The sequence below is a fragment of the Alphaproteobacteria bacterium genome, assembly GCA_037200005.1.
Classification (GTDB): Bacteria; Pseudomonadota; Alphaproteobacteria; order UBA9219; family RFNS01; genus JBBCGY01.
Window position 1 is genome coordinate 1,577,315 of the sequence record JBBCGY010000001.1, and the last position, 22,134, is coordinate 1,599,448.

Genomic DNA, 22,134 nt, shown 5'->3' on the forward strand with positions numbered 1-22,134 from the left:
GACGCGGTTTTTAGCCTATATCGTTTTATTTTCATATTTTCTGTGATATTTTGAAACATTGAAATTCGCCGGATATGCCCATGCGTTTGCCGACATTCGAGACGCTCGCCGCGTCCTTTGCCGCCCTGAGCGACAGCAGAGAGAAAGTAGGATTCCTGGAGGCCTTCGCTACGGTGTTCGCGGAACGGCCCGGCATAGCGAACTCCGTCTTATTAGCCGGCATCGCCAACGCAGCAACAGATAACAATGCGCATGTGCGCAAGGTAGCCCAAAAAACCCTGAATACCGTTTTCGAGAAGCGCCCCAATCTCGCGGATGCCTCCTTGGCCGCATATGTCACAAAAAGCGCCATAACGGATAATGACCTCGCCGTCAGCATGGCAGCGCAGCAAACGCTCGGCACGATTATCAAGAAGCGGCCCAATCTGGAAGTGGCCATCCTCGATGTCGCCCTACAAGCCGCTTTAGGCGAGATGCCCGATCGACATCACGCGACGGCGGAATCCATCATGGCGATCATAATTAAAAGAAACGCTGGCCTGGCGCCCGGTGTCGTGAAAGATATACGGATCGCCATCGGCGGCGAGGATCCTAGCGTCCGCAAGGCGGGATTATGGACCGCCCGCGCCATTGTCACCGCATCTCCCAACCTCGCGGAGGAATTCCTCGATAGCGTGCGGTGCGCTACGACGGACCACGACACAAAAGTCCGCAGTTCGGCTTATGATATTCTCGGCAGCATGATCGAAAAACGCCCCGATCTCGCGAACGCGGACATGGCCGCCACCATCGCAAGAGCAGTCGTCAGCGAGCCTGTATTATTCGCTCGCGAGTCGGCGCAAAGAACCCTTCGCACCATTCGGGAGCAACGGCCCGATATCGCCAGGGAAGAACCGGCGGCCGCAATCCCCTTCCGGCCTGCTTACCCAACAAAGCTGCGGTGCATTGCGGCTAACGACATTTCCTGATCCTACGCCGCTCGCCGGAAAATTCCCGCGAGGCCCGCGAGGCCGCGCAGCGAGCCGAGATGCCTCGGCAAATCCTTGAGATGTCCCGCCGCCTGGCCGAGCCGCAGCGCCTCCTCGATGCGCCGGTCGAGAAACGCCCAGCTCGCCGCGCGGCCCGCGCTCTCGTCATTCAGCCAGAACAGCATCGTGGTCTTCAGCACATAGGCCAAAAGCCCGCGCTTGGTGTAGAAATTGAAATCCGTGCTGGCGTCCCCCGCCGCGCGCCAGATCGCGTCGCAAGCCTTATAGGTCAGCTTCAGCCCGTCCGGCGCGTGATGCGGCATCGCCGCCCACAGCAGCAATTGCCGCGCGGCCTCGCGATGCGGCCCCATCGCCTCGAAGCGCACGCGCGCCGCGAAGGCCACTTTCTCGCGGATGCGCCTGCCGGAAAAATAACGGTCGCCCGCGACGGCTTCTTCCATTTTCCGATCCGTCCATTCCCCGAACCCCGCGACGGCGTCGCGCACGCCGCGCGGATAGATCAGATGCAGCCGCCCCTCTTCCACGCCCGCAGCTTCCGCGCCGCGCCGCAGAGCCTCCATCGTCCAGCCGTCGAAAGCGGCCTGGGACAGAATGGCGAGCAGTAATTTATCGTCGTTAGGATTTTTCGCGCCGGACGCCGTCTTGGATTGCGTCTTTTTAGGCCGCGCCGTCTTTTTCCGTTTCGTCATCCTGCCGCTCCTTTAGCAACCGCTTTCTTATTTCGCTTTCATGCGCCAGGCTGTCGAAGCCCCGCATCCGGTCGAGATACATGACGCCGTCCAGATGATCGACTTCATGCTGCACGACGCGGGCGTGAAACCCTTGCGCTTCGCGCTCGATAAGCCGCCCGGCAAGATCATAGCCGCGATAGCCGATATGGGTAAAGCGCGGCACCATCCCGCGCAGTCCCGGCAGCGACAGGCAGCCCTCCTGCCCCAGCTCCTGCTCGGCGCTTAAGGGCGTGATTTCGGGATTGACGAGGATATGCAGCGGCAATGCGTCTTCCTCCGCAGGCTCGGCGCGTTCTTCCGGGAGCCAGAAAACGATCAGCCGCAGCCCCTCGCCCACCTGCGGCGCGGCAAGACCGACCCCCCGGCTCGTCAGCATGGTTTCGGTCATGTCGCGGGCGAGCGCCACGATTTTCGGGTCGTCGAACCCGGCGATGGGCGCGGCCTTGGCGCGCAAGACCGGATTGCCGAGAAATATCAATTGCCTCAATGCCATAACGCTATTCTAAGCCAGGATCGCGAAAACAGAAATGCCATTTTTGCGTCCCGCATGCGGCCAAAGCCGCGATTCAACGCTTTCCTTCATATTTCGGGCGTGATATAGCCGCCCATCGGTTAGCGAAGGTCGCCAACCGCCAGGAATTTTGTGACCCCCGAAAGAGGTGAATTGTTTGCAAGTATCAGTCCGCGATAACAACATCGACCAGGCTCTGCGCGCCTTGAAAAAGAAAATGCAGCGCGAAGGCATTTTCCGCGAAATGAAATTACGCCGGAACTACGAGAAGCCGTCCGAAAGGAAGGTGCGTGAGAAAGCCGAGGCCCAGCGCCGCCAGCGCAAGGTCGAGCGTAAGCGCAAAGAACGCGAAGGTTTATAATCGAGCGTCTCTTTATCGATTGAAACAGGAACGGGCGGTTCGCAGGAACCGCCCGTTTTTTTATGCTTATCCATGAATTCAATTATGGGGTCAGATCGACCGCCTTGAACGGCACGCGGCAGCCTGCGACGCGCTCGCCGTTCTGAATCAGAATTGCAGGCTTTTTCGGTGCTTCGCAATTCAGGTAGCCGAGCTTTTCGATCGGCACGGTTTGCTCATCAGGCAGCACCTGGAATTTCTGGTGCGTTTTGTGGACGCAGGCGACCAGAGCGCCGCTCTGGCCGACATAATTCTCGGCCATCATATCCTTGCTCCAATGTTTGCGGCCCTTGCGAGCACGGCAATCGACCGAAGCCAGTCCGCCCGGCACCTTATCGGCAGGCTGCGGCCAAGTCTCGGTGATCTGCACGGTTTCCGCAATCGCCGGTGCTTGGGCTGCAAGCGGCAGGCCGTCGGATTTTGTTTCGGCAGACGTCACGGCAGGTTGGGCAGGCGGCGGAGCAACAGTCGCCGCGGGAGCGGCTGCCACGGGCGGCGCGACGGCGACTGGCGCTGCGGCTTGCGCCACAGGCTGTCCGGCGACCGGCTTTAATCCCTGATTGCTGCCGGGCTTAATGGGCAGCGTGCCTTGCGGGCAAGGATTCGCAGGCTTTGCGTCGGCAATCCAAATCGTGCACGGCACCATGACCGTAGAGGCGGGAGCCGCGCTGGCCTGAGCGGAAGCGACGGGCGCGGCGGATGCCGATGCGACAGGCAAAGCGCTGGAAGATATCGTCCAGGGTGCCGCCGCTTTAACGACAGACGCCGAGGCAGAGGTTGAGGCGGCAGGCGCTGCTCTATCCTTGGCCGGAAACTTGGATGTAACGGAGACGATAGCCACCGCGCCGGCGGCGGCGAGGGCCGCCGTGCCAACCACGGCACCGGCCGCAATAGCGGCCCAACGCCATTTTCTGGAACCAGTCGCATTTTCCGTCGGGAGACTAATTGGCGGCAACTCGCCAATAGGCGCGGCGCGGCGGCGCGCGGCCACTTGCGTCGCCGCGGCGCGGGCGTCAACGGACGGCACGCCATCGATCACGACGCGCGGCGCGCCGTGCCCGATGGGCTCTCTGGGCTGATGACGAACCGGAGGCGCAACCGCTGAAAAAAGCTGCGCCGGCGGAAGTGCTGGCATGGGTTCCGTCTGCACATATACCGGAGGAGGCGCGGCGGGCATCAACGAAACATCTCGCCTTGGAGGCAAGGCGCTCCTTGTGGCGGCGGCGCTTGCGAGCGAAGACGTCCCCATCGGCGCGGTCGCGGTCGCAGCGGGAGGAGTTCGCGGCGGCGGCAACGGGGAGGATGGCGACGGCAGCGGCGGCGGCGAACCGTGAATGAGGGTGGTCTGGGCGCGCTTGGCTGAAGGCGGCGGCGGCCGCGTGTTATCAAGACGTCCGCGCGGCGACGGGGGCGGCGAACCGCTGGAGCGATTGATCGTCGTAAAAGTGCCTGGCGCTCCGGGCGCCTTACTGGAACTGCCCGTCATGTTAAAAATCCCTCTTCTGAATATCCCTACCTCTTAATTACCATGAAAACATGAAAGTAAATAACGTCATGAGCGCCCATTACGGCGCTTTTCTTTCGCATTAACCACAAATTACGGCGCGGGCGCGCGATAGAACCGATCAAGCTCGTATATCGACTGACGGAATGCCGACGCCGATTGCCTTGCCGCGCCGGCCACCTCCTGGCAAGCGCTCTTCCATGCCGTTTCGGGGTCGATGGCGAAAGCGGGCACGATCATCATCAAGGTGACCAGCCCTCTTTTAACGGAGAGTTTTCTTTTAACGAGGAGCATGCGCGATTCCCGGCTAATGCCCGATTATAGCAGAAAAACACCGAAAGTCATTGCGCAAAACGCTTATGGCTATATAAGTCACCCATGTCTCTTCCAAACAAAACCCGTTGCGGCTTCGCCGCGATCATCGGCGCTCCCAATGCCGGAAAATCGACGCTGCTGAACACGCTGCTCGGCCAGAAGCTGGCCATCGTCAGCCCAAAGCCGCAGACCACCCGCACCCGCATTCTCGGCATCACCGTCGTCGGCAAGGCGCAAATCGGCCTGCTCGACACGCCCGGCATATTCGATCCCAAGGAAAAACTCGACCGGGCGATGGTCGGCGCGGCCTGGCAGGCGCTCGACGAAGCGAACTGCATTCTGCTGATGGTCGATGCCGCGCGCGGCTACGACCTCAAGACGCAAAAGATCGTCGCGCAGCTCCAGAAACAAGAGCGCAAAGCGGTTCTGGCGCTCAACAAGATCGACCAGACCGCCAAGCCGGATATCCTGCCGCTGACGCAGGAATTGTCCGCGACCGGCCTGTTCACCGACATCTTCATGATATCGGCCAAGACCGGCGACGGCGTCGCCACGCTCAAGAAACACATCGCCGCCGCCATGCCGGAAGGCGAATGGATGTTCGACCCCGAACTCGTGACCGACATGCCCTCAAGCCTGGTCGCCTGCGAGATCACGCGCGAGCAGCTTTACCTTCAATTATCGCAGGAACTCCCTTACGCCGCCGCCGTCATTCCCACCGCCTGGGAAGACCGCAAGGACGGCAGCGTCCGCATCGAGCAGAAGATCGTCGTCGCCCGCGACGGCCAAAAGGCCATCGTCATCGGCAAAGGCGGCGCGCAACTCAAAAAAATCGGCAGCGAAGCGCGCGGGGAACTGGAAAAATTCTTCAGGCGGAAGGTTCATCTGTTCCTCAATGTCGCCGTGGAGCCAAGCTGGCGCGAGCAGCGCGGCTACTACCAAATGCTCGGCATGACGGGCAAATAAGCGCCATTATTCGCGCGAATGCCGGATTCAAAAATGTTGCGGGCATTGGCGCCCCTTGCTATGCAGTGCGGACTTGGCCGCAGCCTATGATGGCGCGGCGTCGAACGGCTATCTTAAACGGATATGATTTTAGGAGTATATTGATGTCGCAGAACGAAGCCCACGAACAAGCTGGCCATGAGCAAGCCGGCGGCTGGTATTTGGTCAAGGCGCCGCCCGGCCCGCATCATGCGCAATCCGTGGCGCAGCTTCTCGGCGGCATAGACAAAGCCGCTCTCGAAACCTGCAAACGCACCGACGGCTTGATGCAAATGGCGATCGTGTTTGACGAAGCGCCCCCGGACAGCGGCAGGGATATCATGCTGACGCCCATGAATATGCATCCGATTACCGCTTTGCTCCACAGGGCAACTCAAGCCTCCGGCTATAGCGATTATTCCGGCATCAGCCAGAGCCATGCAGGGCGTCCGGATTCCGCGGGACAAGGGAACATCCAAGGGCAGGGATATGTCGCGCTGCGCTCCCATCATCTTCCCGAAATGCTCGACAGGCTGCAAGCGGAACTCATGAATGCGGCGACGCGCCCGAAATCCGCGCCGCAAAACGCGTCGTCCCCCAGCGAACATAAACTTTAATCGCGCCGGTTAAGCCAGCACGATCACCGATTCCACTCGTTTCTCGGGAGGTCGCATCGCCGCGCGCAAACGCTCCGCGGTGGCTTCATCCAGCTCGGGGACGCTTTCTTTGACCAGATAGATCATGGTGTCGGGTTTCGGCCTTCTGAGCGGAGCGCAAAGGCCTAACTCATGCGCGGTTTCAAACAGCCCGGCCATATTCCATTTAACGGCAAGCACGCTGCCGATGAGTTCTCTTCTGTCGCTTAAGGCGACCAGCCTGTCGACGCAGGCATGCGGATCGCGCTCAAGAAAAGTGGCGCGGCTTTTTTCAATTTTGGCCAGCTCCCTGCCCGCATCCGCAAACTGGCCGATCAGCGCGCCCGTTTGGATGGCGTCTTTGATCGCGGCCTCGCGATTTTGGCTAGGGAAAGGAGTGCCCCGGTCTTCCATGCATATCGCGTCCGCGCCATAGGAGAAGGTTTTTAAGACAAGCGCGATACCTGCGGCGGCGGCGTCATCGGGCGTTTGGATCAGCAGCTTGCGATCTTCATCCTTGATGACCGGATAGGCTCTGACCATACGTTCGGCCAAAAGGGATATCGTGAGCCATGACGCGGGACGATCCTCTGGCTGCCGGGCGTCCAAGACTTGATCGACATGATCGCCAATGACGCTGATGGTCGTGTCTATAATCTCTTTTTTCATTCTTTTGATATCTTCGTACATATGTCTTCTCCATATAAAAAATAAGATGCCGCCTTATAACACCCGCAATCCGGGAAATTCAAGAACCATGGTGCGGCATGCGGAATCAAAACGGTTGCGGCCTTGAACGCTGCTTGCTATGAAACCCTGGCTTGGCGCGGCCCCAGGGCGGCGCGAAGAAAAAACCCTTGTTATTCAACGAATTCAACCCGTTAAGGATATTGTCTTTGGCGACCATGAGCCACCAGATTAACACTTCAGCCGCCGCGCCGCAGGCAGGCGAAGGCGCGATTCTCGCCAAGCGTTACGCGCGGGCGCTTTTCGCGCTGGCCGATGAGCGGCAGGCCGTGGCCGAAATCGCCATCGAGATGGACGGCTTGCAGCAGCTTGCCGCGCAATCGGAAGAACTGCGCCAGCTGATAACCGACCCGCGCTTTACCCGCGCCAATCTCGGCCAGGCATTGCAAAAACTGGCGGCGATGGCGGGCTTGAGCAAAATCACCGCCGATTTCCTGGGACTGCTTGCCAAAAACCGCCGCGCCGGATTGCTGCCGCAAATCGCGGCGGCCTTTCTGGCCGAACGCGCGCGGCGCGACGGCGAAATCACAGCCGCCGTGACCTCGGCGCAGCCGCTGACCGAAACGCAGCAAAAGCAGCTCATCGAAAAACTTGCCGCGGCGACGGGGAGCAAAATCCGCCTGAGCCTGCACCAAGACCCGGATTTGATCGGCGGTTTTACCGTCAAATGGGGATCGCAACTCATCGACGCGTCGCTGAAAGGCAGACTGGCGGCGTTGAAACATCATATGAAACAAGAGGCAGCCTGACATGGATATCCGCGCATCCGAAATTTCCTCCGTCCTCAAGCAGCAGATCGCCGGTTTCGGCGCGAGCGCCGAAGTGGCCGAAGTCGGCCAGGTGCTGTCGGTCGGCGACGGCGTGGCGCGCGTCTATGGCCTCGACAATGTCGCGGCGGGCGAAATGGTAGAGTTCCAGGGCGGCGTGAAGGGCATGGCGCTCAATCTCGAAGCCGACAATGTCGGCGTCGTGATTTTCGGCGACGACCGCAGCATCAAGGAAGGCGACGTCGTCAAGCGCACCGGCGCGATCGTCGAAGTTCCCGTCGGTCGCGGCCTGCTCGGCCGCGTCGTGGACGGCCTCGGCAATCCCATCGACGGCAAGGGCGCGCTCACCGACGTGGCGATGCGCCGCGTGGAACTAAAAGCTCCCGGCATCATCCCGCGCAAATCGGTGCATGAGCCGATGCAGACCGGCCTCAAGGCCATCGACGCGCTGGTTCCCGTCGGACGCGGACAGCGCGAGCTTATCATCGGCGACCGTCAGACCGGCAAGACGGCTGTGGCGCTCGACACGTTCATCAACCAGAAGACCGCGCATGAAAGCGGCGACGAGAGCAATAAACTCTATTGCATCTATGTCGCCATCGGCCAGAAGCGCTCGACCGTGGCACAGATCGTCAAGACGCTCGAAGACGCGGGCGCGATGAAATACAGCATCGTCGTCGCGGCGACGGCGTCCGATCCCGCGCCGATGCAGTTCCTCGCGCCCTATACCGGCTGCGCGATGGGAGAATATTTCCGCGACAACGCCATGCATGCGCTGATCGTCTATGACGATTTGTCGAAGCAGGCCGTCGCCTACCGCCAGATGTCGCTGCTGCTGCGCCGTCCGCCGGGCCGCGAGGCCTATCCCGGCGACGTGTTCTATCTCCATTCGCGCCTGCTGGAACGCGCCGCGAAACTCAACGACAAGAACGGCGCGGGCTCGCTGACCGCTCTGCCGGTCATCGAAACCCAGGCGGGCGACGTGTCAGCCTATATCCCGACCAACGTCATCTCGATCACCGACGGGCAGATTTTCCTCGAAACCGGCCTGTTCTACAAAGGCGTGCGCCCGGCGATCAATGTCGGCATTTCGGTGAGCCGCGTCGGCTCCGCCGCGCAGATCAAGGCAATGAAGCAGGTGGCAGGCTCGATCAAGCTGGAACTCGCCCAGTTTCGCGAAATGGAAGCCTTCGCGCAATTCGCCTCCGATCTCGACGCCACGACGCAGAAGTTGCTTAATCGCGGACGCCGCCTGACGGAATTGCTCAAGCAGCCGCAGTTCAAGCCGGTTCCCATCGAAGAGCAGGTCTGCGCGCTCTATGCGGGCGTTAAGGGCCATCTCGACGAAATCAAGGTCGAAGATATCGGCCGCTTCGAGGCCGGGCTGATGGCCGAACTGCGCGGACGCGGCGCAAGCATCATGAACGCGATCCGCACCGACAAGCAGATCAAGCCTGAAACCGAAGAGAAGCTGAAGGCGTTCATCGTCGGCTACGCGAAGGGGTTTGCGTAAGGAAACGGCGGCAGGGCTATCACTGCCCGCCGCAAGTAAAATCGTTTTCGCCGCATTCGGCCTGCTCGCGGAGAATCTTAATTTGTTCGCGAGTAAGATCGCTCGTGCATTGAGATATAAGCATCGGATGCACCGATCCATTGACTGTGCCGAGATTGTTAAACGCACATTGCCGATCCCGATACGCGATCCAGGCTCTTTGCACCGCGCGTAATTCTTTCTGCCCAGCCGGGCTGATCTTCTTCATCAGCTTTTTATAAACGGCATTCAACTCCGCGTCGGCTTTCTTCCAGTCCTCCAGCGCGCATTGAGTCATGTCCGCCTGGGTCATCGGTGACGCGCAATCGACCGCCCAGCTTTTCCCGCTTGCCGTCAGGCATGCGAGAACCAGCCATGTCAGAAAAATACGCGTGCGCGCCCGATGATAGGTCATGGTCATTACCGCGCCACCTGCTGGCCGAACTCGTCGAATTTCTTGTCGTTGGCGACGTCGGAACCCCACAGGCGTTTCAGTTCTTCCTGGTTGGATTTAAGGCGGGCGATCTTGCCGCCCGCATTGCCCGCCATCACGCTCGCCACGGCGCCCGGCACGACGGCATAGATCAGGTAACCGACGCCCGCCGAAGCCAGCATGATGAACCATGTGTTCACATCGCGCGCCAGCTTCATCGAGTTGTCCAGATTCTGCCCCATCTGCCATAACTGCAGGATAAAGGGGAGGCACCCGGCGAAATTCGTGGCGCCGACCGTCAGCGCCAAAACTTTTTCCTTATCCCGGTCCGTCACCAGGCAGACCAGCGTGGGCAACATGCCCGGCACCAGCAGAAACGCGGTCGGCCAGATGGCGACCAGCAGCGCCATGATCGCGAACAGAACTTGAAATCCTTTCCCCTTGCCTTTGGATTTGCCGCCGCCCTTGACCGGCTTGCCCTTCGCGTCCTTGACGGCAGGCTTCGCCGCGGGTTTGGCTGTTTTTTTATCCTTGGCCATCGCTCACCTACCCTGCCGTCATCATCTTCATGATCGAAAATACCGACGCCATCGCCGACAGCACCCAGGCGATATACGTCGCCACCGGACGGCCGTAGCGCCGCGCCACTTCGGCGTGATTTCTCATCTGCTGATCGAGAATATGGGTTTGCGTCGTCATGGCGCGGTACAGCTGCCGCGCGGCAGAGAAATTCTGTTGGTCGCGCTCGACCGCCTTCGGATCGTCGAGCAGATGCAGCAAATCGGCGAGCCGCCCTTGTTCGGTGGCCTCGCCGAGCCGCGACGCCACCTCGGCATGAAGAGGTTTGTAATGGTAGCGCCGCGTCAATGGCTCGGCCAGACTTATGAGCCAACCGGCAAGGCCGGGCAAATGATCCGGCCCATGCTTGCGCTGCCATTCGCTGAACAGCGTGATGATCGCCAGCGCGCGGCGGGGTGAATCCGCCTGCTCGTTCAAAGGCCGCAGCAAATAATCCATGCTGCGGTCGCGCGTGGCGATCCAGGCCGCGAGATGGCGGTCGATCGGCTCGCGAGGCTTTCCCGCTTCCCGCGACGATTTCTCGAGCGCGGGCAGCAAGTCTTTCGGCGTCAAAATATATTGGCCGCGCAGCAGCGGGCTCATGCAGGGCAATGTGGGATTAAGCTCATAGGCGGCGCGCTCGATCCCGCTGCCGACGCTGGCGCGCTCGATATAGCCGCGCACGCGCTCGAAAGTTTGCGCCAGCGGCACGAGTTCGGTCTTGCCTTCCTGCTGCTGATTGACCCAATAGCCGATGAATTGATTGCTGATGACCTCGGCGATGATCTGGACATTGCCGCCGGCGCGCAGCGTCTCGGCCAGCGCGGGGCCGATGCCGAAAGGCAGGAACGCCTGCCCGCGATAGAAAATCGGCCCGCCGGGGTCGAGCGCCATGCAGACCATCGCCACTTTCTGCTCGTCGAGATGGGCCGTGCGGCCGCTGTTTCTCAGGACATTGATGGCCTCCTGGACGCGGTCGGCGCGGTCGTCATCCATCAGCGCGCGGCGCAGCCAGCGGTCCAGTTCCTCGCGGTCGATGATCTGCACGGCGGCGGGGACATTATCGGCCATCGCCCGGATGACATGGCGGATCTGCCATAATTCCTTGCCGTCGAACATCAGCGCGCGGGCGGGGCGGCGGTTGGATTCGGCCTGTTTGGGCGTCAGCCTCTGGCCGCCGATCCACGCTTCGAGATCGTGCGGCAGCCACCGCTGCTTCGGGTCTTCGTGCAGCAGACCGCGCAACAATTCGAAATGCGCGGGCTGAACACGCTGGTTGACGACCAGCGCGCCGAAGCTTCCTTTCTCCAGCTTGGCCTTGACGATAGCGGCGTCATCCATGCCGCGCATGGGATTCTGCCCCAAAATCAGCAGAACCAGCGTGACGCCGAAAGCGTACATATCGTCCGCGATGGTGCCCGCGCCGCGCGCGAAGGGCGCGGCCTGGGCCCGATCCGGCGGCTCGAATAAAACCGGCTGCCCGACGCCCGGCGGCGCGGTGACGCATTCGCCGAGCTGCGGCATGCCGCTGCCCGTCTCGCGCCAGAAAATATTGGTCGGCCGGACGCTGCCATGCATGATGCCGGCGTCGGCTAGCTCGCGTAGCGCGCCTACGACCGGCGTGATAAAGTGGCTTTTGATAAAGTCTTCGGTCATCGGCGCATGGACTTCGTCGATGCTCTGCCAAAGCCTTGAATTCTGCGGCTGCTCGAAAACGAAACCGAAATAACGATTGCCGTCCGGCCAGCTGATGGAGCCGTTGTCGACGAGGCGCAGCAGGGCGGGATTGTCGATCATCCGCAACTGATTGAAAATATCGGTGCGCGGCGGATAGCCCTGGCGGCAGATCAGCGCCATGAGGTCGGCGGTATGCGCGCCCTTCATGCGCGCGAGATGGGCCATGGCCGAGGCGCTGTCGAACCCCGGCAGCGGATTGGCCGGAAACACTTCGCTCCGGCTGCCGAGCGGCAAAGTCTCGCCGCTTCCGCGTTTGGGTGCCTCCTCGCTCATGGTTGCGCTTTCGATTGCGATAACAACCGCCTACCTTGCCAATTTATGGTAAATAAGGGATTAAGTTGAGCAATCCTTACGAATACGTTGACAAATCATGCCCTTCGTCTCCCATGCCCAAAATCTCGAAGACGTGATGCTGTGGCGCGCCCTTAATCATGTCGGCCATGGCCGCTATGTCGATGTCGGCGCGCAGCATCCGGTGATCGAATCCGTGAGCAAGGCGTTTTACGACCATGGCTGGCGCGGCGTTCATGTCGAACCGACGCCCGAACATGCCGAACTTTTGCGCCGGGACAGGCCGGATGAAACGGTGCTGCAAATCGCGCTGGGCAGTCATGACGGCACGCTCGACCTCAACGTCATTCCCGGCACCGGCCTGAGCACGGCGATCGACGTCTACGCGAACCGCCATAAGGCCGAGCGCGGCTTCGACGGCCATCGCGTCCAGGTGCCGATGATGACGTTGAAATCAGCTCTTGCCTTCCTCGCGGGCCAAGAAGTTCATTGGCTGAAAATCGATGTCGAGGGGCTGGAGGGCGAAGTCCTCAAAGGCTGGGATAGCAACATCCTGCGGCCCTGGGTGATGGTGATCGAGGCTACGGTTCCCGGTTCGCTGGATGCCCGTCACGAGGATTGGGAGCCCATGCTGATCGCGGCGGGATACCGCTTCGTCTATTTCGACGGACTGAACCGCTTTTATATCGCGAAGGAGCATGGCGAACTCGCGGCGGCTTTTTCTTCTCCGCCGAGCATTGTCGACGCGGTCAAATACCGCTTCGGCGCGGCGACGGTCGCCCGGATGCTGAAACTGCAATACTGGCACTGGCCGCTTCAGAGACTCAGGAAATCCGGCAGAACGGCCGTTCCCAGGACGAAATATTGAGTCCGGGCCGAAAACCGCCAGGCAGCTCACGTGCCGGATATGTCCGGAATTTCAATTTCTTCGCAGCCGAAAAGATTGCTGTTATTGGTCATATTCTGCTGGCGCAAGATCGCAAGCGCGGCGTGAATGATATCCTCTTCGCCATCGGATCGGCCGCATGCTTCCTCGATGACATAGGCGTAAAATCCGAGATCGATGGCATCATAGGCCGTGGCCAGGACGCAATCGTTGATGTCGTATCCCACGATGTGAATCTCGGCGATGCGCTCCGCTTCCAGAGCCTCCAGCAAAGCCGAACGCTGGTCGCACTTAAAACCTGATCTGGCCGATTTGGTTATGCTGACCAGCCTCGCGTTTTTATGCTGAATCTCGGCCAGGACGTCCTCGTCCGTGAACCCGGCTTGCTCTTGCGGCAAAAGCCATCGGCTCTGCTTATAGAACATCGATTCCGGACCCGCATGATAGGCGGCGGCCACATAAAGGGGATAATGCGTGGCGCGCAGAATCTCTTTGATGGCCCACACCGTGGATAAGGCCTTATCTTCCAGGGTCGCGGGCTGAACATCTATAATGAAAAGGGCTTTTGGCCTGCCGGACGCGGGAATTTTTATTTTCATTCCCTGCCTCCGTCAAACGCAGCCGGAAAAATCGCGAATTAAGAAAATCAGTCCATGCTCAAGGATGGCGGGTCAAAAAGTCAGACATTCAGAGAAGCGGGGCTTTTAATGCGTCGTCTCAACGGCTCAAGCGACGGATGATTGTTCACAGGCTCTGGCTGAGCGACCATCGGATCGGCACCCGGGCCTTGAGCGCGCGCCTGAGCCAGTTGCAGCCGCATGGCGACGAGGGGAGCTATTTCGTTTGATGGCACGTTGGCATCGGACCTGACGGCATTGAAATCAAGCTTGATTCTGTCGCCGTCAAATTTCTGTACGAGGCGCGCCCCTTTATTGGCCCCGATCACGCCGCCAAGATGGGCGACGACATCCTGCGCGGGCGTTCCCGCCGGCATGCCCAGATTGGCCGCCATTCTATCCGCGGGGACGCTGACATGCTGACCTGATCTTCCGGGGCGACCGGAAGGACTATCCCCGATATGGCATGCACCGTTCGGATTCATGACATCACGGAGAATTCTTCTCGCTGTCTCTTGCGGCAAAGCTTCTATCGGCATGGTCGGCTCCAAAATTGATGCCTCTATACTATACCAGAAAAAGTTGCTTTTTCAGAAATCCGATTGGACAGAAATACTTTCATCCTATGGTCAAGGAGAGGCTAATGGCTTTCAGGACATCTCACCCCGCGAACGGGTCCTGCATCAGGATCGTGTCGTCGCGTTCCGGGCTGGTGGAGAGCAGGGTTACGGGGCAGCCGATCAGCTCCTCGATCCGGCGGATATATTTGATCGCGCGCGCCGACAATTGCGCCCAGCTGCGCGCGCCGCGCGTGGTCTTTTGCCAGCCTTCGCAGGTTTCATAGATCGGCTCGATTTCCGCCTGCGCCTTCTGGCTCGCGGGCAGATAGTCGAGCGTCTCGCCGCGAAGCTTATAGCCGACGCAGATTTTCAGTTCCGCGAGCTCGTCGAGCACGTCGAGCTTGGTCAGCGCGATGCCGTCGATGCCGCCGAGCTTGACCGCCTGGCGCACCATCACCGCGTCGAACCAGCCGCAGCGGCGCTTGCGCCCCGTGACGGTGCCGAATTCATGGCCGCGCTCGCCGATATGCTCGCCTATCGGCCCGGTATCCTCGGTCGGAAACGGGCCGGAGCCGACGCGGGTGGTGTAAGCCTTGGCGATGCCCAGCACCCTGCCGACCGCGGCAGGCCCGACCCCGGAGCCGGTCGCCGCCTGCGCCGCGACGGTATTGCTGGAAGTGACATAAGGATAGGTGCCGTGATCGACATCAAGCATCGTGCCCTGCGCGCCCTCGAACAGGATTTTTTTGCGCGCCCGGATCGCCTCGTCCAGCACGCGCCAGACCGGCGCGGCGAAAGGCAGAATGCGCGGCGCGATGTCCATCAGCTTGCGCATCAGATCGTCGCGGGCGATTTCCTCCGCCCCGAAGCCGCGGAGCAGCGCGTTATGGTGATGCAATAACTGCTCGACCTTATCCGCGAGCAGATCGGGATCGGCGAGATCGCATAGCCTGATGGCCCGCCTTGCGGCCTTGTCTTCATAAGCGGGGCCGATGCCGCGTCCCGTCGTGCCGATCTTGTGGCCTTGTCCGGCGGCGGCCTCGCGCGCCCGGTCGACCATGCCATGCACCGGCAGGATTAGCACCGCATTCTCGGCGACGCGAAGGCTTTCCGGCGTCACGCTAATCCCCTGCTTGCCGATAGAGGCAATTTCGTCCAGCAGCGCCCACGGATCGACGACCACGCCATTGCCGATGATCGACAGCTTGCCGGGCCGCACCGCGCCCGACGGCAGCAGGCTCAATTTATAGGTCACGCCGTCGATGACGAGCGTGTGCCCGGCATTGTGACCGCCCTGGAACCGCACCACGACATCGGCGCGATGCGAAAGCCAATCGACGATCTTGCCTTTGCCTTCATCGCCCCATTGCGCGCCGACGACCGCGACATTGCTCATAGTTTTACCGCCTGGTTATTGTGCAGAATATGCGTGCAGCGTAATGTCTTCGCCGCGCCGCTTGCGTCGCCGTCCGGCATCAGCGCCGCGATAGTGACGAAGCCTTTCTGCCTGTATTGTTCCGCGAGCGCAATATCCGTCCCGTAGGGAAGATAAAGCCGCTCTTTTTGCGCCGGTTCCGGCACCGCCGCCAGCAGATTTTCGCTGTAGAACGTAAAGCCGGTGGCCGGTTCGCCATCTCCGCTTCCCCCCACGGGCCGCGAGCGATAGCGCCCTCCCCGTCCGAGTTCGATCCCGCGCTCGTCCGCGAACAAAGTGAAGCTCAGGCCGGTCTGATATTCGAATCCGCGATGCTCGACAAGATCAAGCGTGATCTGCTGAGAAAGCTTCATGGCCGAAATGATATTCCATACGGCCAGCAAATGCCTGTATTCGGCCTGGGCTTCGTCCGGCAGCGAGAGGCGCTGCAATCCGTCGAGCGCGGGCTCGATCCCGCCGCTCAGGCGCAGCAATTGCGTGGCTATATCGGCGGCAGGGCCGCCGATTTTCTCCACGGCGGCGCGATCCTTGCGATCGAGAGCATGACGCAGCGCCGCCTCCGTTTCCGGATCGAGGCGCAGGCTTTTGCACAAAGCGGGGATCAATGTCGGCAAAGACAGATCGAGCGTGCTCGCGCCAACGCCCAGCGCATCGAGGCTGCGGCAAGCAAGCCCGATCGCTTCCGCATCCGCCTCGGGCTGCGCCGCGCCGAGCAGCTCGATGCCGACCTGGCCGAATTGCCGCTCGGGGCGATGCTCGCTGCTGCTTTGCCGCACCGCCTGCCCGGCATAGGCAAGGCGCAAAGGACGCGGCCAGTCGGCGATGCGGGTCGCGGCGATGCGGGTCATTTGCACCGTGATATCCGCCCGCAGCGCCAGCATCCGCCCCGACAGAGGGTCCATCAGGCGAAACGTATGCGGCCCCATGCCGCTGTTCTTGTCGCCGAGCAGCGTGTCTTCAAATTCGATCAGCGGCGGCTTGACGCGCTCATAGCCATGGGCGCGGTACAGCGCCATCAGCGTATCGGTAAGCTCCGCTTCCTGCTCCGCGCGCGGAGGCAGCAAATCGGCGAAACCGGGCGGCAAAAGCGCGGCATGATGAGAGGACATGGACAATTTTGATTAATCCTGAATCTGCGCGGAAACGGGATCGATCTCCTGCGCCTGAAGCAGCGTATCCGGCACAAAGCGCCGCTGCTGCCCGAAGCTGCGCGGCGGGCGGACGGCGGGACGGCCCTGAGAGGAAGGCTGGCGCAGCCGGTTTACGGCCCCATGCGTCAGCGCGCGGTCTTTCTCGATCTGCTGGCCGATTTCCCACAATTTATCGGCGGTATTGCGGGCGAGCGCGCGCCATTTCTCAACTTCCTCGCGGGTCCGGCCCAGGGAAGTCTCAAGCCGCGCCAGCGTCAGTTTCGTCCGCGCTAGCTCGCCATGCTGCATCGCCGAACTTGCCTGATGCTGCTTAAGCCGGGATTGCAAATCTGCCACCTGGGCTTCGAGCGTCCTTACGGCGCGGGTCGATTCTGCGATGTTATGAAGGGGGGCGGGCCGCGCGGCGGGAGAACGGTTGGCCGCGGCGCGGGCAAGATCGGCGAAGCTCATGCCGTCCTGCATCAAAATCTGCCTGGCCATGCGAACCGCCGCCGTCGCTTCTCCGTCATGCGAAGAATCCGCGAGCGCCAAGACTTTGACGAGACGTGCCAGTGTCGTGTGATTCATGGTTAAGAGATAACATGGCGGCAACTGATTCGCCCAGCCCTATAACGATCTCGGCGCCGTCACTTTTTCCAGTTTATGGCCGCCAGCGCGAACAGCGCCAAGGCAAGAAACTGCAGGATGACGCGGGCGCGCATGAGCTTGTTGCCCCATTTGCGGTTGAACTCCCCGCCCTTGGCCAGCGCCAAAATGCCGATAAGAAGAACCGCCAGCACCGCCGCCATGGCGCCGATCATGCAAATGGCGAGGAATGTGCTCATGTCGATTACGGTTTGAGGGCTACGAGAACTTTAGCGCCGCCGGCGGGGTCTTTCGGCGGCACCGGGGACGACAAGCATGGAAGCCGCTTGAAATCCGTCGGCGCGCCGTTTTCGCGCGCCTCGAAATGCAGATGATAGCCCGTCGCCTCACCGGTCATGCCGACATAGGCGAAAACGCTTCCGGCGGGAATGACCGTCCCCAATTTCAGCCCTTCGGCAAATCCATCCAGATGGCCGTATACGGTCGATACCCCGCCGGCATGGCAAATTTCGGCCATCGTTCCATAGCCGGCATCCTCGGCAATTTTGCATAGCACGCCGCTTGCCGGGGCTCTTACCGGCGTGCCCTGAATCTGTTTCATGTCCGCGCCGAAATGCATGCGCGGCGCGGTGGCATGATCTTGAATGCGGAAAAGAGAAGTATAGCGCATGACATCCGCCAGCGGCGTCACGCAGCCGAGAAACGGATTCTCGACACCCGCGCCCGAAGCCGCGGCAAGCGCGGCTTCGTTCGTCAAATATCCGTCCCTGATGCGCTCGGTCTTTCCCATTTCCTTGAGCAATTCATGCGACATCCGCAGCGTATATTTCATCATGGCGGTGACGTAATCGCGCGCGTCGGCGGGAAGAGCGTTACGCCAGGATTTGCCGTGAATCCTCACGGCTTTATCGACGTTTTTTTCCCCTATGCGATAGGCGGCAAGCGCCTTCTCGGCATCGCCGCCCTGCGCCTTGAGCAGTTCCGCCATATGCGCGGCGCGGGCGGCGACAAAGGCCGCGCTGTCGCCTCCCTGCGCGACGCCGTTGGGCGCTTCAGACCAAAGCTGCGCCGCCAGCATGTGGGGATCGAGCGTATAGCCGCGCGCGTTTTCCAGAATGAGGGGAATATATTCAGGCTGCCTGCGCAGCATGCCATCGACGGGATCGCTGGAATCGGAAGCAGCGCCAGGGACAATAACGGGAACGGAAGCGGTGTGCGCGCTTGGGACAGCGTTCGCGCCTGGATCGGCTTGCGTATTAATCGGCCCTACCCAGGACGGTTTTGCATTTTGCGTTTCGCGTTCGTCGCAGCCGGTGGCGGCAACGGCCAAAATCTCGGCAGCGGCGACGAAAAAAGCCGCTCCGCGGCTTTTGCCGTTAAGCGAAGCGCGGCGCATATAACCCTATTCCCCGGCGAGAGTCGCCCGCCGCATATTCCCAGTCGGTATCGTCGCGCAAGCTTCTTGCAGGAGGAGCGGCGGGAGCTTTGGCAGGGGCGCTCTTGCGCTTGATAAGCGGCACGCGCGGTTTGCTCTTTTCCTTGGGATGAGAGACAGATGCCCGGGACGGGCATACCATCTGCTCCGGCACGCACATATCATTCTTGTATTCGATGAACTGCGTTCCGCAGCTGGAGGGAACATCCTGAGGAGGCGCCAATGACATGGCCGCCGCCCCGTCTTCTTGCGCCCGCGCTCCGGCGGAGTGCAGAGCCAGCAAAGAAATCGCCACCGCCGAAATACCGGATTTCATTTTCATGCCGCCGCTCCGTTCAATATTTCAAATAAACGCGTCTTAATTCTAACTCTGGTTCGGCGAATTGAACCGCACCGCGTAATTGCGGAATTGCCGCACACCCGCCAGGCTCAAATAAGGCGCGGGATTGATCGGCTGGTTGTTGTGCCGCACTTCGAGATGCAAATGATATGGCATGCCGGGCTGGGCGGCGTTGCCGGTCTTGCCGACGTAGCCGATCACGTCGCCGGGACGCACCGGACGGTTAAGAAGGCTGCCGGGCCGCGGCATGGCATCGCGATCCAGATGGGCGTAAATCGAAGCTATGCCGCCGCCGTGGCAGACCTTGATCATCCGGCCAAAGCCGCTCGCGCCGCCATCCGGCCCGTCTGTGTCGCCGCATATGACGCCGCTGCCGATCGCGGAAACCGGCGTGTCTTTCGCCGCCACAAGATCAGTGCCCACATGCATATGGCCGGGGCGAGCTTCGCCGAAGCCATGGGTATCCATAACGGACCCCGGCGGCAGCGGCGATGCGATGCGCGCGCCCGAAGCGTTGTTATTGGGCACAGCGGCATAAGGCGAAGCGCCGTAAGGGGCGACACTGGCGACAGGCGCGCTGACGGCGGGTTCGGAAGCAACAGGCGCGGCGACGGCGATGCCCCGGAGTTTGGCAATCGCGACCTGCAGATTGACCGGATAATTTTGCGGCGTCGGATGCACATGGCCGCCGTCAAGCCCGACCAGCGGCCCGGAAAACAGCACGCCTTGCTCGCGCGCGATGCGCTCCAAAGCGGGGTTGGCGCCCTTGATGTCGTCGCGGTCGCCGACGCCGATGATGACGATGTTCTTCGCGCCGCCGGCGCGGGCCGCAGCGATCTGCTTCGGAACATATTCCTCGATCTGGGAAACGCCGTTGCTCGCGCCGGTCGACAAGATCAAATTCTCCCGCATCCGGCCTTCCCGACCCATTTTCTCGACGAAGCCGAGAACCGTCTTCGGGTTTTGGCTCACAAGAGCTTCGCTGGCGGTTTTCGCGCCGAGAACGCCCGGCGCCGCGTCGCGATAGCCTTCGGCCAGACTGTCGCCGGCGATGGCGACATTGGACGCCGTGACTTCCGTCTTGGCCGCCTGGAGACTCTGGTTGAGATTAGAGCCGGGCGCGGGCCAGACCTGGACGAATACCTCGCCGCCCCAGTGCACGCGCGGATTACCGGGTTCGGGGGGGTGGTTGTCGGCAAAGACGGTGACATAAAGCCGTCCGTCGGGGCTGCGGCCATTGGGGAACATCGGCTTGGCTTCCCCGACGGAAGCATGCTCGCCCGTGGGCTTGCCGGCGTATTGGTTGAAAACCCGGTTGTCCTCGACGCGAAGAGCCTGTCCGAACGGAAGGGCGTTGATCTCGCTCTCGCTCATCCGCTTGTAAATCACGCCGCTGCGGCGCGCGTACCCGTTATTCTTCGGGCTGAGGCCGTCACCCTGCACGCCGTCGAAAGCCTTGGCGATTTCGGACGGCATCGCGCCTGCCGCCTGCGCAAAATTCGGCGCGCCCTGCGGCAGGATATTCGCCAGATAGCCCTGGCTCGGCGGCTCGGCGGCGGCGACCCCGGCGGAATTCTGAAACGAGGCATTGTTCATCGCGGACGCATAGGTTCCGTAAAGCTTGGTGATGCGCCCGAGATAGCCCTTGGTTTCGTCTGGAACATGATCTTGCCAATTGCGGCCCGATGCGCGCGCCGCAGCCGTGGCGCGTTGAACGCCGCCTTCGCCCGAATTATAGCCGGCTAGCGCCTTGTCGGCGCTGCCGTCGTATTTATCGAGCAGATAGGCCATCAGGCGCGCCTGCGCCGGAATGCATTTCTTGGGATCCATCGCATCCTGCACGGTCATGCCGTAGGCCGCGGCGGTCGAAGGGATGAACTGGCACAAACCATAAGCATGGCCGATCGCGCCGGTTTTTTTTGTTGCGATAGGTGCTCACGGCATTGGGATTGCCCGACGATTCCTGGTTGATCTGCGCCGCCAGAAGCACCGGATCCACGCCGCTCTCTTTGGAGGCGGCCATGATGAGCGAACCATATTCGTTCAGGATTTTGTTGACGACCTTCATATCGGCGCCGCCAACGGCGCCACCGCCGCTCACTGGCGGGGTATACTGATTGTTGTGACGATGAGGGGTATAGGTCTTCCACTCGGTATCGCTTTCGTCGTCGCCGAATCTGCTGGCCTGCGCCACGCCCCATTGCGTCGCCATGCCGGAATCCAGGCCGTTATAACCAAGCGGGCGCTGCGGCTCCGGCTTGCTCGCGAGGCTGAGAAGACCCGCTATCACCACCATCGGCGCAACATAGCCACCGAGGCGCGCCCAGTCGCCGCCCATGACCGATGCGAAAGGCTGCGCGCTTTGCGGGGGGATCGTCGATGCGCGATTGGCCGGAGCGGCGTTCGTCGCTGCCGCACGAGGCGCGACGTAAGTCGGCGGCGCCACATTCGCGGCGGCTTGAGGCATATGGGCGCCGTGCGCCGCCGCCGTCACTTGCGTCGAGCGGGAAGCGGCACGGTACACAGGAGGAACCATGGGGCTGGTTCCGACCGGCGTGGTGCGAATCCTGCGCGTTGTCGGAGGCCTTCTGCGCCGCGCAGGCTGCGTGGGCATAGCCCGCGCAACACTCTGCCGCTGGGCTTGCTGCGCCAGATACCAATCGGCCTGGGACGAACGGCGGGAAGATATCGGATGCGACGATGGCGCAGGAGGGCTGACAGGCGCGGCTTGGGCCGACTGATTGTCCCGACCGCCGGAATCGTCTTCGAGAAAATAAGGGCGCATGCCGCTCCATAGCCGCTTGGCCCCGGACTGCATCGATCCCGCGGGCGGCATCATGGATTTAAGCTTTTGTCCTATATTTTCAAACATTTCCAAGCTGCTTTGAGACTATCTTACCTCAACCGCTAAAATGCCTTTAAATAGGGTCGAAAGCAATAAAATAGCGGCGCGTAATACTTTCATCCCGCCCGCCAATTAACTATAAAAAAC

26 protein-coding genes are annotated in these 22,134 nt (G+C 61.2%); 8 read left to right on the forward strand and 18 right to left on the reverse strand.

The genetic code is table 11. The features are described from left to right. Positions 1-80 precede the first annotated feature (80 nt). A complete protein-coding gene (locus tag WDO70_08250) occupies positions 81-968 on the forward strand; it encodes a hypothetical protein (protein MEJ0063179.1) in 888 nt (295 codons plus the stop codon). 2 nt (positions 969-970) lie between these two features. Here WDO70_08250 and WDO70_08255 read toward each other — a convergent pair whose 3' ends face one another. After that, positions 971-1,678, reverse strand: a complete 708-nt coding sequence (locus WDO70_08255) for a COQ9 family protein (GenBank protein MEJ0063180.1) — start codon at positions 1,676-1,678, stop codon at positions 971-973. After that, positions 1,647-2,213 (reverse strand): peptide deformylase, encoded by a 567-nt coding sequence (def, locus tag WDO70_08260; protein MEJ0063181.1) that lies wholly within the window; start codon positions 2,211-2,213, stop codon positions 1,647-1,649. The genes WDO70_08255 and def overlap by 32 nt, the downstream gene beginning before the upstream one ends. A gap of 175 nt (positions 2,214-2,388) precedes the next feature. Here def and rpsU point away from each other — a divergent pair, with 175 nt between their 5' ends. After that, complete coding sequence (gene rpsU, locus WDO70_08265) at positions 2,389-2,592, forward strand: 30S ribosomal protein S21 (protein MEJ0063182.1); 204 nt, start codon at positions 2,389-2,391, stop codon at positions 2,590-2,592. Positions 2,593-2,674: 82 nt separating this feature from the next. On the opposite strand, the gene WDO70_08270 is transcribed toward rpsU, so the two are convergent. Further along, complete coding sequence (locus WDO70_08270) at positions 2,675-3,766, reverse strand: hypothetical protein (GenBank protein MEJ0063183.1); 1,092 nt, start codon at positions 3,764-3,766, stop codon at positions 2,675-2,677. On the opposite strand from WDO70_08270, the gene WDO70_08275 reads away from it, so the two are divergent. Then, positions 3,765-3,965, forward strand: a complete 201-nt coding sequence (locus WDO70_08275; protein MEJ0063184.1) for a hypothetical protein — start codon at positions 3,765-3,767, stop codon at positions 3,963-3,965. The two genes, WDO70_08270 and WDO70_08275, sit on opposite strands and share 2 nt — an antisense overlap. Positions 3,966-4,228: 263 nt before the next feature. Here the strand turns inward: WDO70_08275 and WDO70_08280 are convergent, their stop codons facing one another. Then, positions 4,229-4,429 carry a hypothetical protein gene (locus WDO70_08280; protein MEJ0063185.1) on the reverse strand — a complete coding sequence of 67 codons (201 nt, stop codon included), beginning with the start codon at positions 4,427-4,429 and terminating at the stop codon, positions 4,229-4,231. Positions 4,430-4,513: 84 nt separating this feature from the next. On the opposite strand from WDO70_08280, the gene era reads away from it, so the two are divergent. Together era and WDO70_08290 are read left to right on the forward strand one after the other, a co-directional pair. Continuing rightward, a complete protein-coding gene (gene era, locus WDO70_08285; GenBank protein MEJ0063186.1) occupies positions 4,514-5,416 on the forward strand; it encodes a GTPase Era in 903 nt (300 codons plus the stop codon). Positions 5,417-5,559: 143 nt separating this feature from the next. Further along, positions 5,560-6,051 carry a hypothetical protein gene (locus WDO70_08290; GenBank protein MEJ0063187.1) on the forward strand — a complete coding sequence of 164 codons (492 nt, stop codon included), beginning with the start codon at positions 5,560-5,562 and terminating at the stop codon, positions 6,049-6,051. 9 nt (positions 6,052-6,060) lie between these two features. On the opposite strand, the gene WDO70_08295 is transcribed toward WDO70_08290, so the two are convergent. Further along, entirely contained in the window at positions 6,061-6,759 is a 699-nt protein-coding gene (locus WDO70_08295) for a hypothetical protein (protein ID MEJ0063188.1), read from the reverse strand. A gap of 215 nt (positions 6,760-6,974) precedes the next feature. Here WDO70_08295 and WDO70_08300 point away from each other — a divergent pair, with 215 nt between their 5' ends. Next, positions 6,975-7,565, forward strand: a complete 591-nt coding sequence (locus tag WDO70_08300) for a F0F1 ATP synthase subunit delta (GenBank protein MEJ0063189.1) — start codon at positions 6,975-6,977, stop codon at positions 7,563-7,565. A gap of 1 nt (position 7,566) precedes the next feature. Further along, entirely contained in the window at positions 7,567-9,096 is a 1,530-nt protein-coding gene (gene atpA / locus WDO70_08305) for a F0F1 ATP synthase subunit alpha (protein MEJ0063190.1), read from the forward strand. A gap of 19 nt (positions 9,097-9,115) precedes the next feature. On the opposite strand, the gene WDO70_08310 is transcribed toward atpA, so the two are convergent. From WDO70_08310 to WDO70_08320, 3 genes are read right to left on the reverse strand one after another with little or no spacing between them, the layout of a single operon-like run. Continuing rightward, entirely contained in the window at positions 9,116-9,535 is a 420-nt protein-coding gene (locus tag WDO70_08310; protein MEJ0063191.1) for a lysozyme inhibitor LprI family protein, read from the reverse strand. After that, complete coding sequence (locus WDO70_08315; GenBank protein MEJ0063192.1) at positions 9,535-10,086, reverse strand: hypothetical protein; 552 nt, start codon at positions 10,084-10,086, stop codon at positions 9,535-9,537. Before WDO70_08315 ends, WDO70_08310 begins: the two co-directional genes overlap by 1 nt. Positions 10,087-10,093: 7 nt before the next feature. Further along, complete coding sequence (locus WDO70_08320) at positions 10,094-12,115, reverse strand: serine/threonine protein kinase (protein ID MEJ0063193.1); 2,022 nt, start codon at positions 12,113-12,115, stop codon at positions 10,094-10,096. A 97-nt stretch (positions 12,116-12,212) separates the two neighbouring features. Between WDO70_08320 and WDO70_08325 the strand changes: the two genes are divergently transcribed. Next, on the forward strand, positions 12,213-13,001 hold the full coding sequence (locus WDO70_08325) for an FkbM family methyltransferase (protein ID MEJ0063194.1): 789 nt from the start codon (positions 12,213-12,215) through the stop codon (positions 12,999-13,001). Positions 13,002-13,027: 26 nt separating this feature from the next. On the opposite strand, the gene WDO70_08330 is transcribed toward WDO70_08325, so the two are convergent. The 10 genes from WDO70_08330 to WDO70_08375 all read right to left on the reverse strand — a co-directional run bounded on the left by WDO70_08330 (position 13,028) and on the right by WDO70_08375 (position 22,014). Continuing rightward, entirely contained in the window at positions 13,028-13,618 is a 591-nt protein-coding gene (locus tag WDO70_08330) for an isochorismatase family protein (protein MEJ0063195.1), read from the reverse strand. A gap of 80 nt (positions 13,619-13,698) precedes the next feature. After that, positions 13,699-14,031: a hypothetical protein gene (locus WDO70_08335; GenBank protein MEJ0063196.1), complete on the reverse strand. Its 333-nt coding sequence runs from the start codon at positions 14,029-14,031 to the stop codon at positions 13,699-13,701. Between the two features lie 265 nt (positions 14,032-14,296). Beyond that, entirely contained in the window at positions 14,297-15,592 is a 1,296-nt protein-coding gene (locus WDO70_08340; GenBank protein ID MEJ0063197.1) for an adenylosuccinate synthase, read from the reverse strand. After that, complete coding sequence (locus tag WDO70_08345; protein MEJ0063198.1) at positions 15,589-16,740, reverse strand: ATP phosphoribosyltransferase regulatory subunit; 1,152 nt, start codon at positions 16,738-16,740, stop codon at positions 15,589-15,591. Before WDO70_08345 ends, WDO70_08340 begins: the two co-directional genes overlap by 4 nt. A 12-nt stretch (positions 16,741-16,752) precedes the next feature. Further along, entirely contained in the window at positions 16,753-17,349 is a 597-nt protein-coding gene (locus tag WDO70_08350) for a hypothetical protein (protein MEJ0063199.1), read from the reverse strand. A gap of 59 nt (positions 17,350-17,408) precedes the next feature. Continuing rightward, positions 17,409-17,606, reverse strand: coding sequence for a twin transmembrane helix small protein (locus WDO70_08355; GenBank protein ID MEJ0063200.1), 198 nt, complete (start codon positions 17,604-17,606; stop codon positions 17,409-17,411). A gap of 5 nt (positions 17,607-17,611) precedes the next feature. Beyond that, entirely contained in the window at positions 17,612-18,763 is a 1,152-nt protein-coding gene (locus WDO70_08360) for a M23 family metallopeptidase (GenBank protein ID MEJ0063201.1), read from the reverse strand. Next, entirely contained in the window at positions 18,744-19,124 is a 381-nt protein-coding gene (locus tag WDO70_08365) for a hypothetical protein (protein MEJ0063202.1), read from the reverse strand. The genes WDO70_08360 and WDO70_08365 overlap by 20 nt, the downstream gene beginning before the upstream one ends. A 42-nt stretch (positions 19,125-19,166) precedes the next feature. Beyond that, positions 19,167-21,029, reverse strand: coding sequence for a peptidoglycan DD-metalloendopeptidase family protein (locus WDO70_08370; GenBank protein ID MEJ0063203.1), 1,863 nt, complete (start codon positions 21,027-21,029; stop codon positions 19,167-19,169). Continuing rightward, positions 20,914-22,014: a hypothetical protein gene (locus WDO70_08375; GenBank protein MEJ0063204.1), complete on the reverse strand. Its 1,101-nt coding sequence runs from the start codon at positions 22,012-22,014 to the stop codon at positions 20,914-20,916. The genes WDO70_08370 and WDO70_08375 overlap by 116 nt, the downstream gene beginning before the upstream one ends. Positions 22,015-22,134: the final 120 nt, after the last annotated feature.

Bases quoted from the DNA above. Each gene is read 5' to 3' on its own strand.
- WDO70_08250 (MEJ0063179.1), top strand. From the start codon at position 81: ATGCGTTTGCCGACATTCGAGACGCTCGCCGCGTCCTTTGCCGCCCTG.
- WDO70_08255 (MEJ0063180.1), bottom strand. From the start codon at position 1,678: ATGACGAAACGGAAAAAGACGGCGCGGCCTAAAAAGACGCAATCCAAG.
- def (MEJ0063181.1), bottom strand. From the start codon at position 2,213: ATGGCATTGAGGCAATTGATATTTCTCGGCAATCCGGTCTTGCGCGCC.
- WDO70_08275 (MEJ0063184.1), top strand. From the start codon at position 3,765: ATGGGTTCCGTCTGCACATATACCGGAGGAGGCGCGGCGGGCATCAAC.
- WDO70_08270 (MEJ0063183.1), bottom strand. From the start codon at position 3,766: ATGCCAGCACTTCCGCCGGCGCAGCTTTTTTCAGCGGTTGCGCCTCCG.
- WDO70_08280 (MEJ0063185.1), bottom strand. From the start codon at position 4,429: ATGCTCCTCGTTAAAAGAAAACTCTCCGTTAAAAGAGGGCTGGTCACC.
- era (MEJ0063186.1), top strand. From the start codon at position 4,514: ATGTCTCTTCCAAACAAAACCCGTTGCGGCTTCGCCGCGATCATCGGC.
- WDO70_08290 (MEJ0063187.1), top strand. From the start codon at position 5,560: ATGTCGCAGAACGAAGCCCACGAACAAGCTGGCCATGAGCAAGCCGGC.
- WDO70_08295 (MEJ0063188.1), bottom strand. From the start codon at position 6,759: ATGTACGAAGATATCAAAAGAATGAAAAAAGAGATTATAGACACGACC.
- WDO70_08300 (MEJ0063189.1), top strand. From the start codon at position 6,975: ATGAGCCACCAGATTAACACTTCAGCCGCCGCGCCGCAGGCAGGCGAA.
- atpA (MEJ0063190.1), top strand. From the start codon at position 7,567: ATGGATATCCGCGCATCCGAAATTTCCTCCGTCCTCAAGCAGCAGATC.
- WDO70_08310 (MEJ0063191.1), bottom strand. From the start codon at position 9,535: ATGACCATGACCTATCATCGGGCGCGCACGCGTATTTTTCTGACATGG.
- WDO70_08315 (MEJ0063192.1), bottom strand. From the start codon at position 10,086: ATGGCCAAGGATAAAAAAACAGCCAAACCCGCGGCGAAGCCTGCCGTC.
- WDO70_08320 (MEJ0063193.1), bottom strand. From the start codon at position 12,115: ATGAGCGAGGAGGCACCCAAACGCGGAAGCGGCGAGACTTTGCCGCTC.
- WDO70_08325 (MEJ0063194.1), top strand. From the start codon at position 12,213: ATGCCCTTCGTCTCCCATGCCCAAAATCTCGAAGACGTGATGCTGTGG.
- WDO70_08330 (MEJ0063195.1), bottom strand. From the start codon at position 13,618: ATGAAAATAAAAATTCCCGCGTCCGGCAGGCCAAAAGCCCTTTTCATT.
- WDO70_08335 (MEJ0063196.1), bottom strand. From the start codon at position 14,031: ATGGCGGCCAATCTGGGCATGCCGGCGGGAACGCCCGCGCAGGATGTC.
- WDO70_08340 (MEJ0063197.1), bottom strand. From the start codon at position 15,592: ATGAGCAATGTCGCGGTCGTCGGCGCGCAATGGGGCGATGAAGGCAAA.
- WDO70_08345 (MEJ0063198.1), bottom strand. From the start codon at position 16,740: ATGTCCTCTCATCATGCCGCGCTTTTGCCGCCCGGTTTCGCCGATTTG.
- WDO70_08350 (MEJ0063199.1), bottom strand. From the start codon at position 17,349: ATGAATCACACGACACTGGCACGTCTCGTCAAAGTCTTGGCGCTCGCG.
- WDO70_08355 (MEJ0063200.1), bottom strand. From the start codon at position 17,606: ATGAGCACATTCCTCGCCATTTGCATGATCGGCGCCATGGCGGCGGTG.
- WDO70_08360 (MEJ0063201.1), bottom strand. From the start codon at position 18,763: ATGCGCCGCGCTTCGCTTAACGGCAAAAGCCGCGGAGCGGCTTTTTTC.
- WDO70_08365 (MEJ0063202.1), bottom strand. From the start codon at position 19,124: ATGAAAATGAAATCCGGTATTTCGGCGGTGGCGATTTCTTTGCTGGCT.
- WDO70_08375 (MEJ0063204.1), bottom strand. From the start codon at position 22,014: ATGTTTGAAAATATAGGACAAAAGCTTAAATCCATGATGCCGCCCGCG.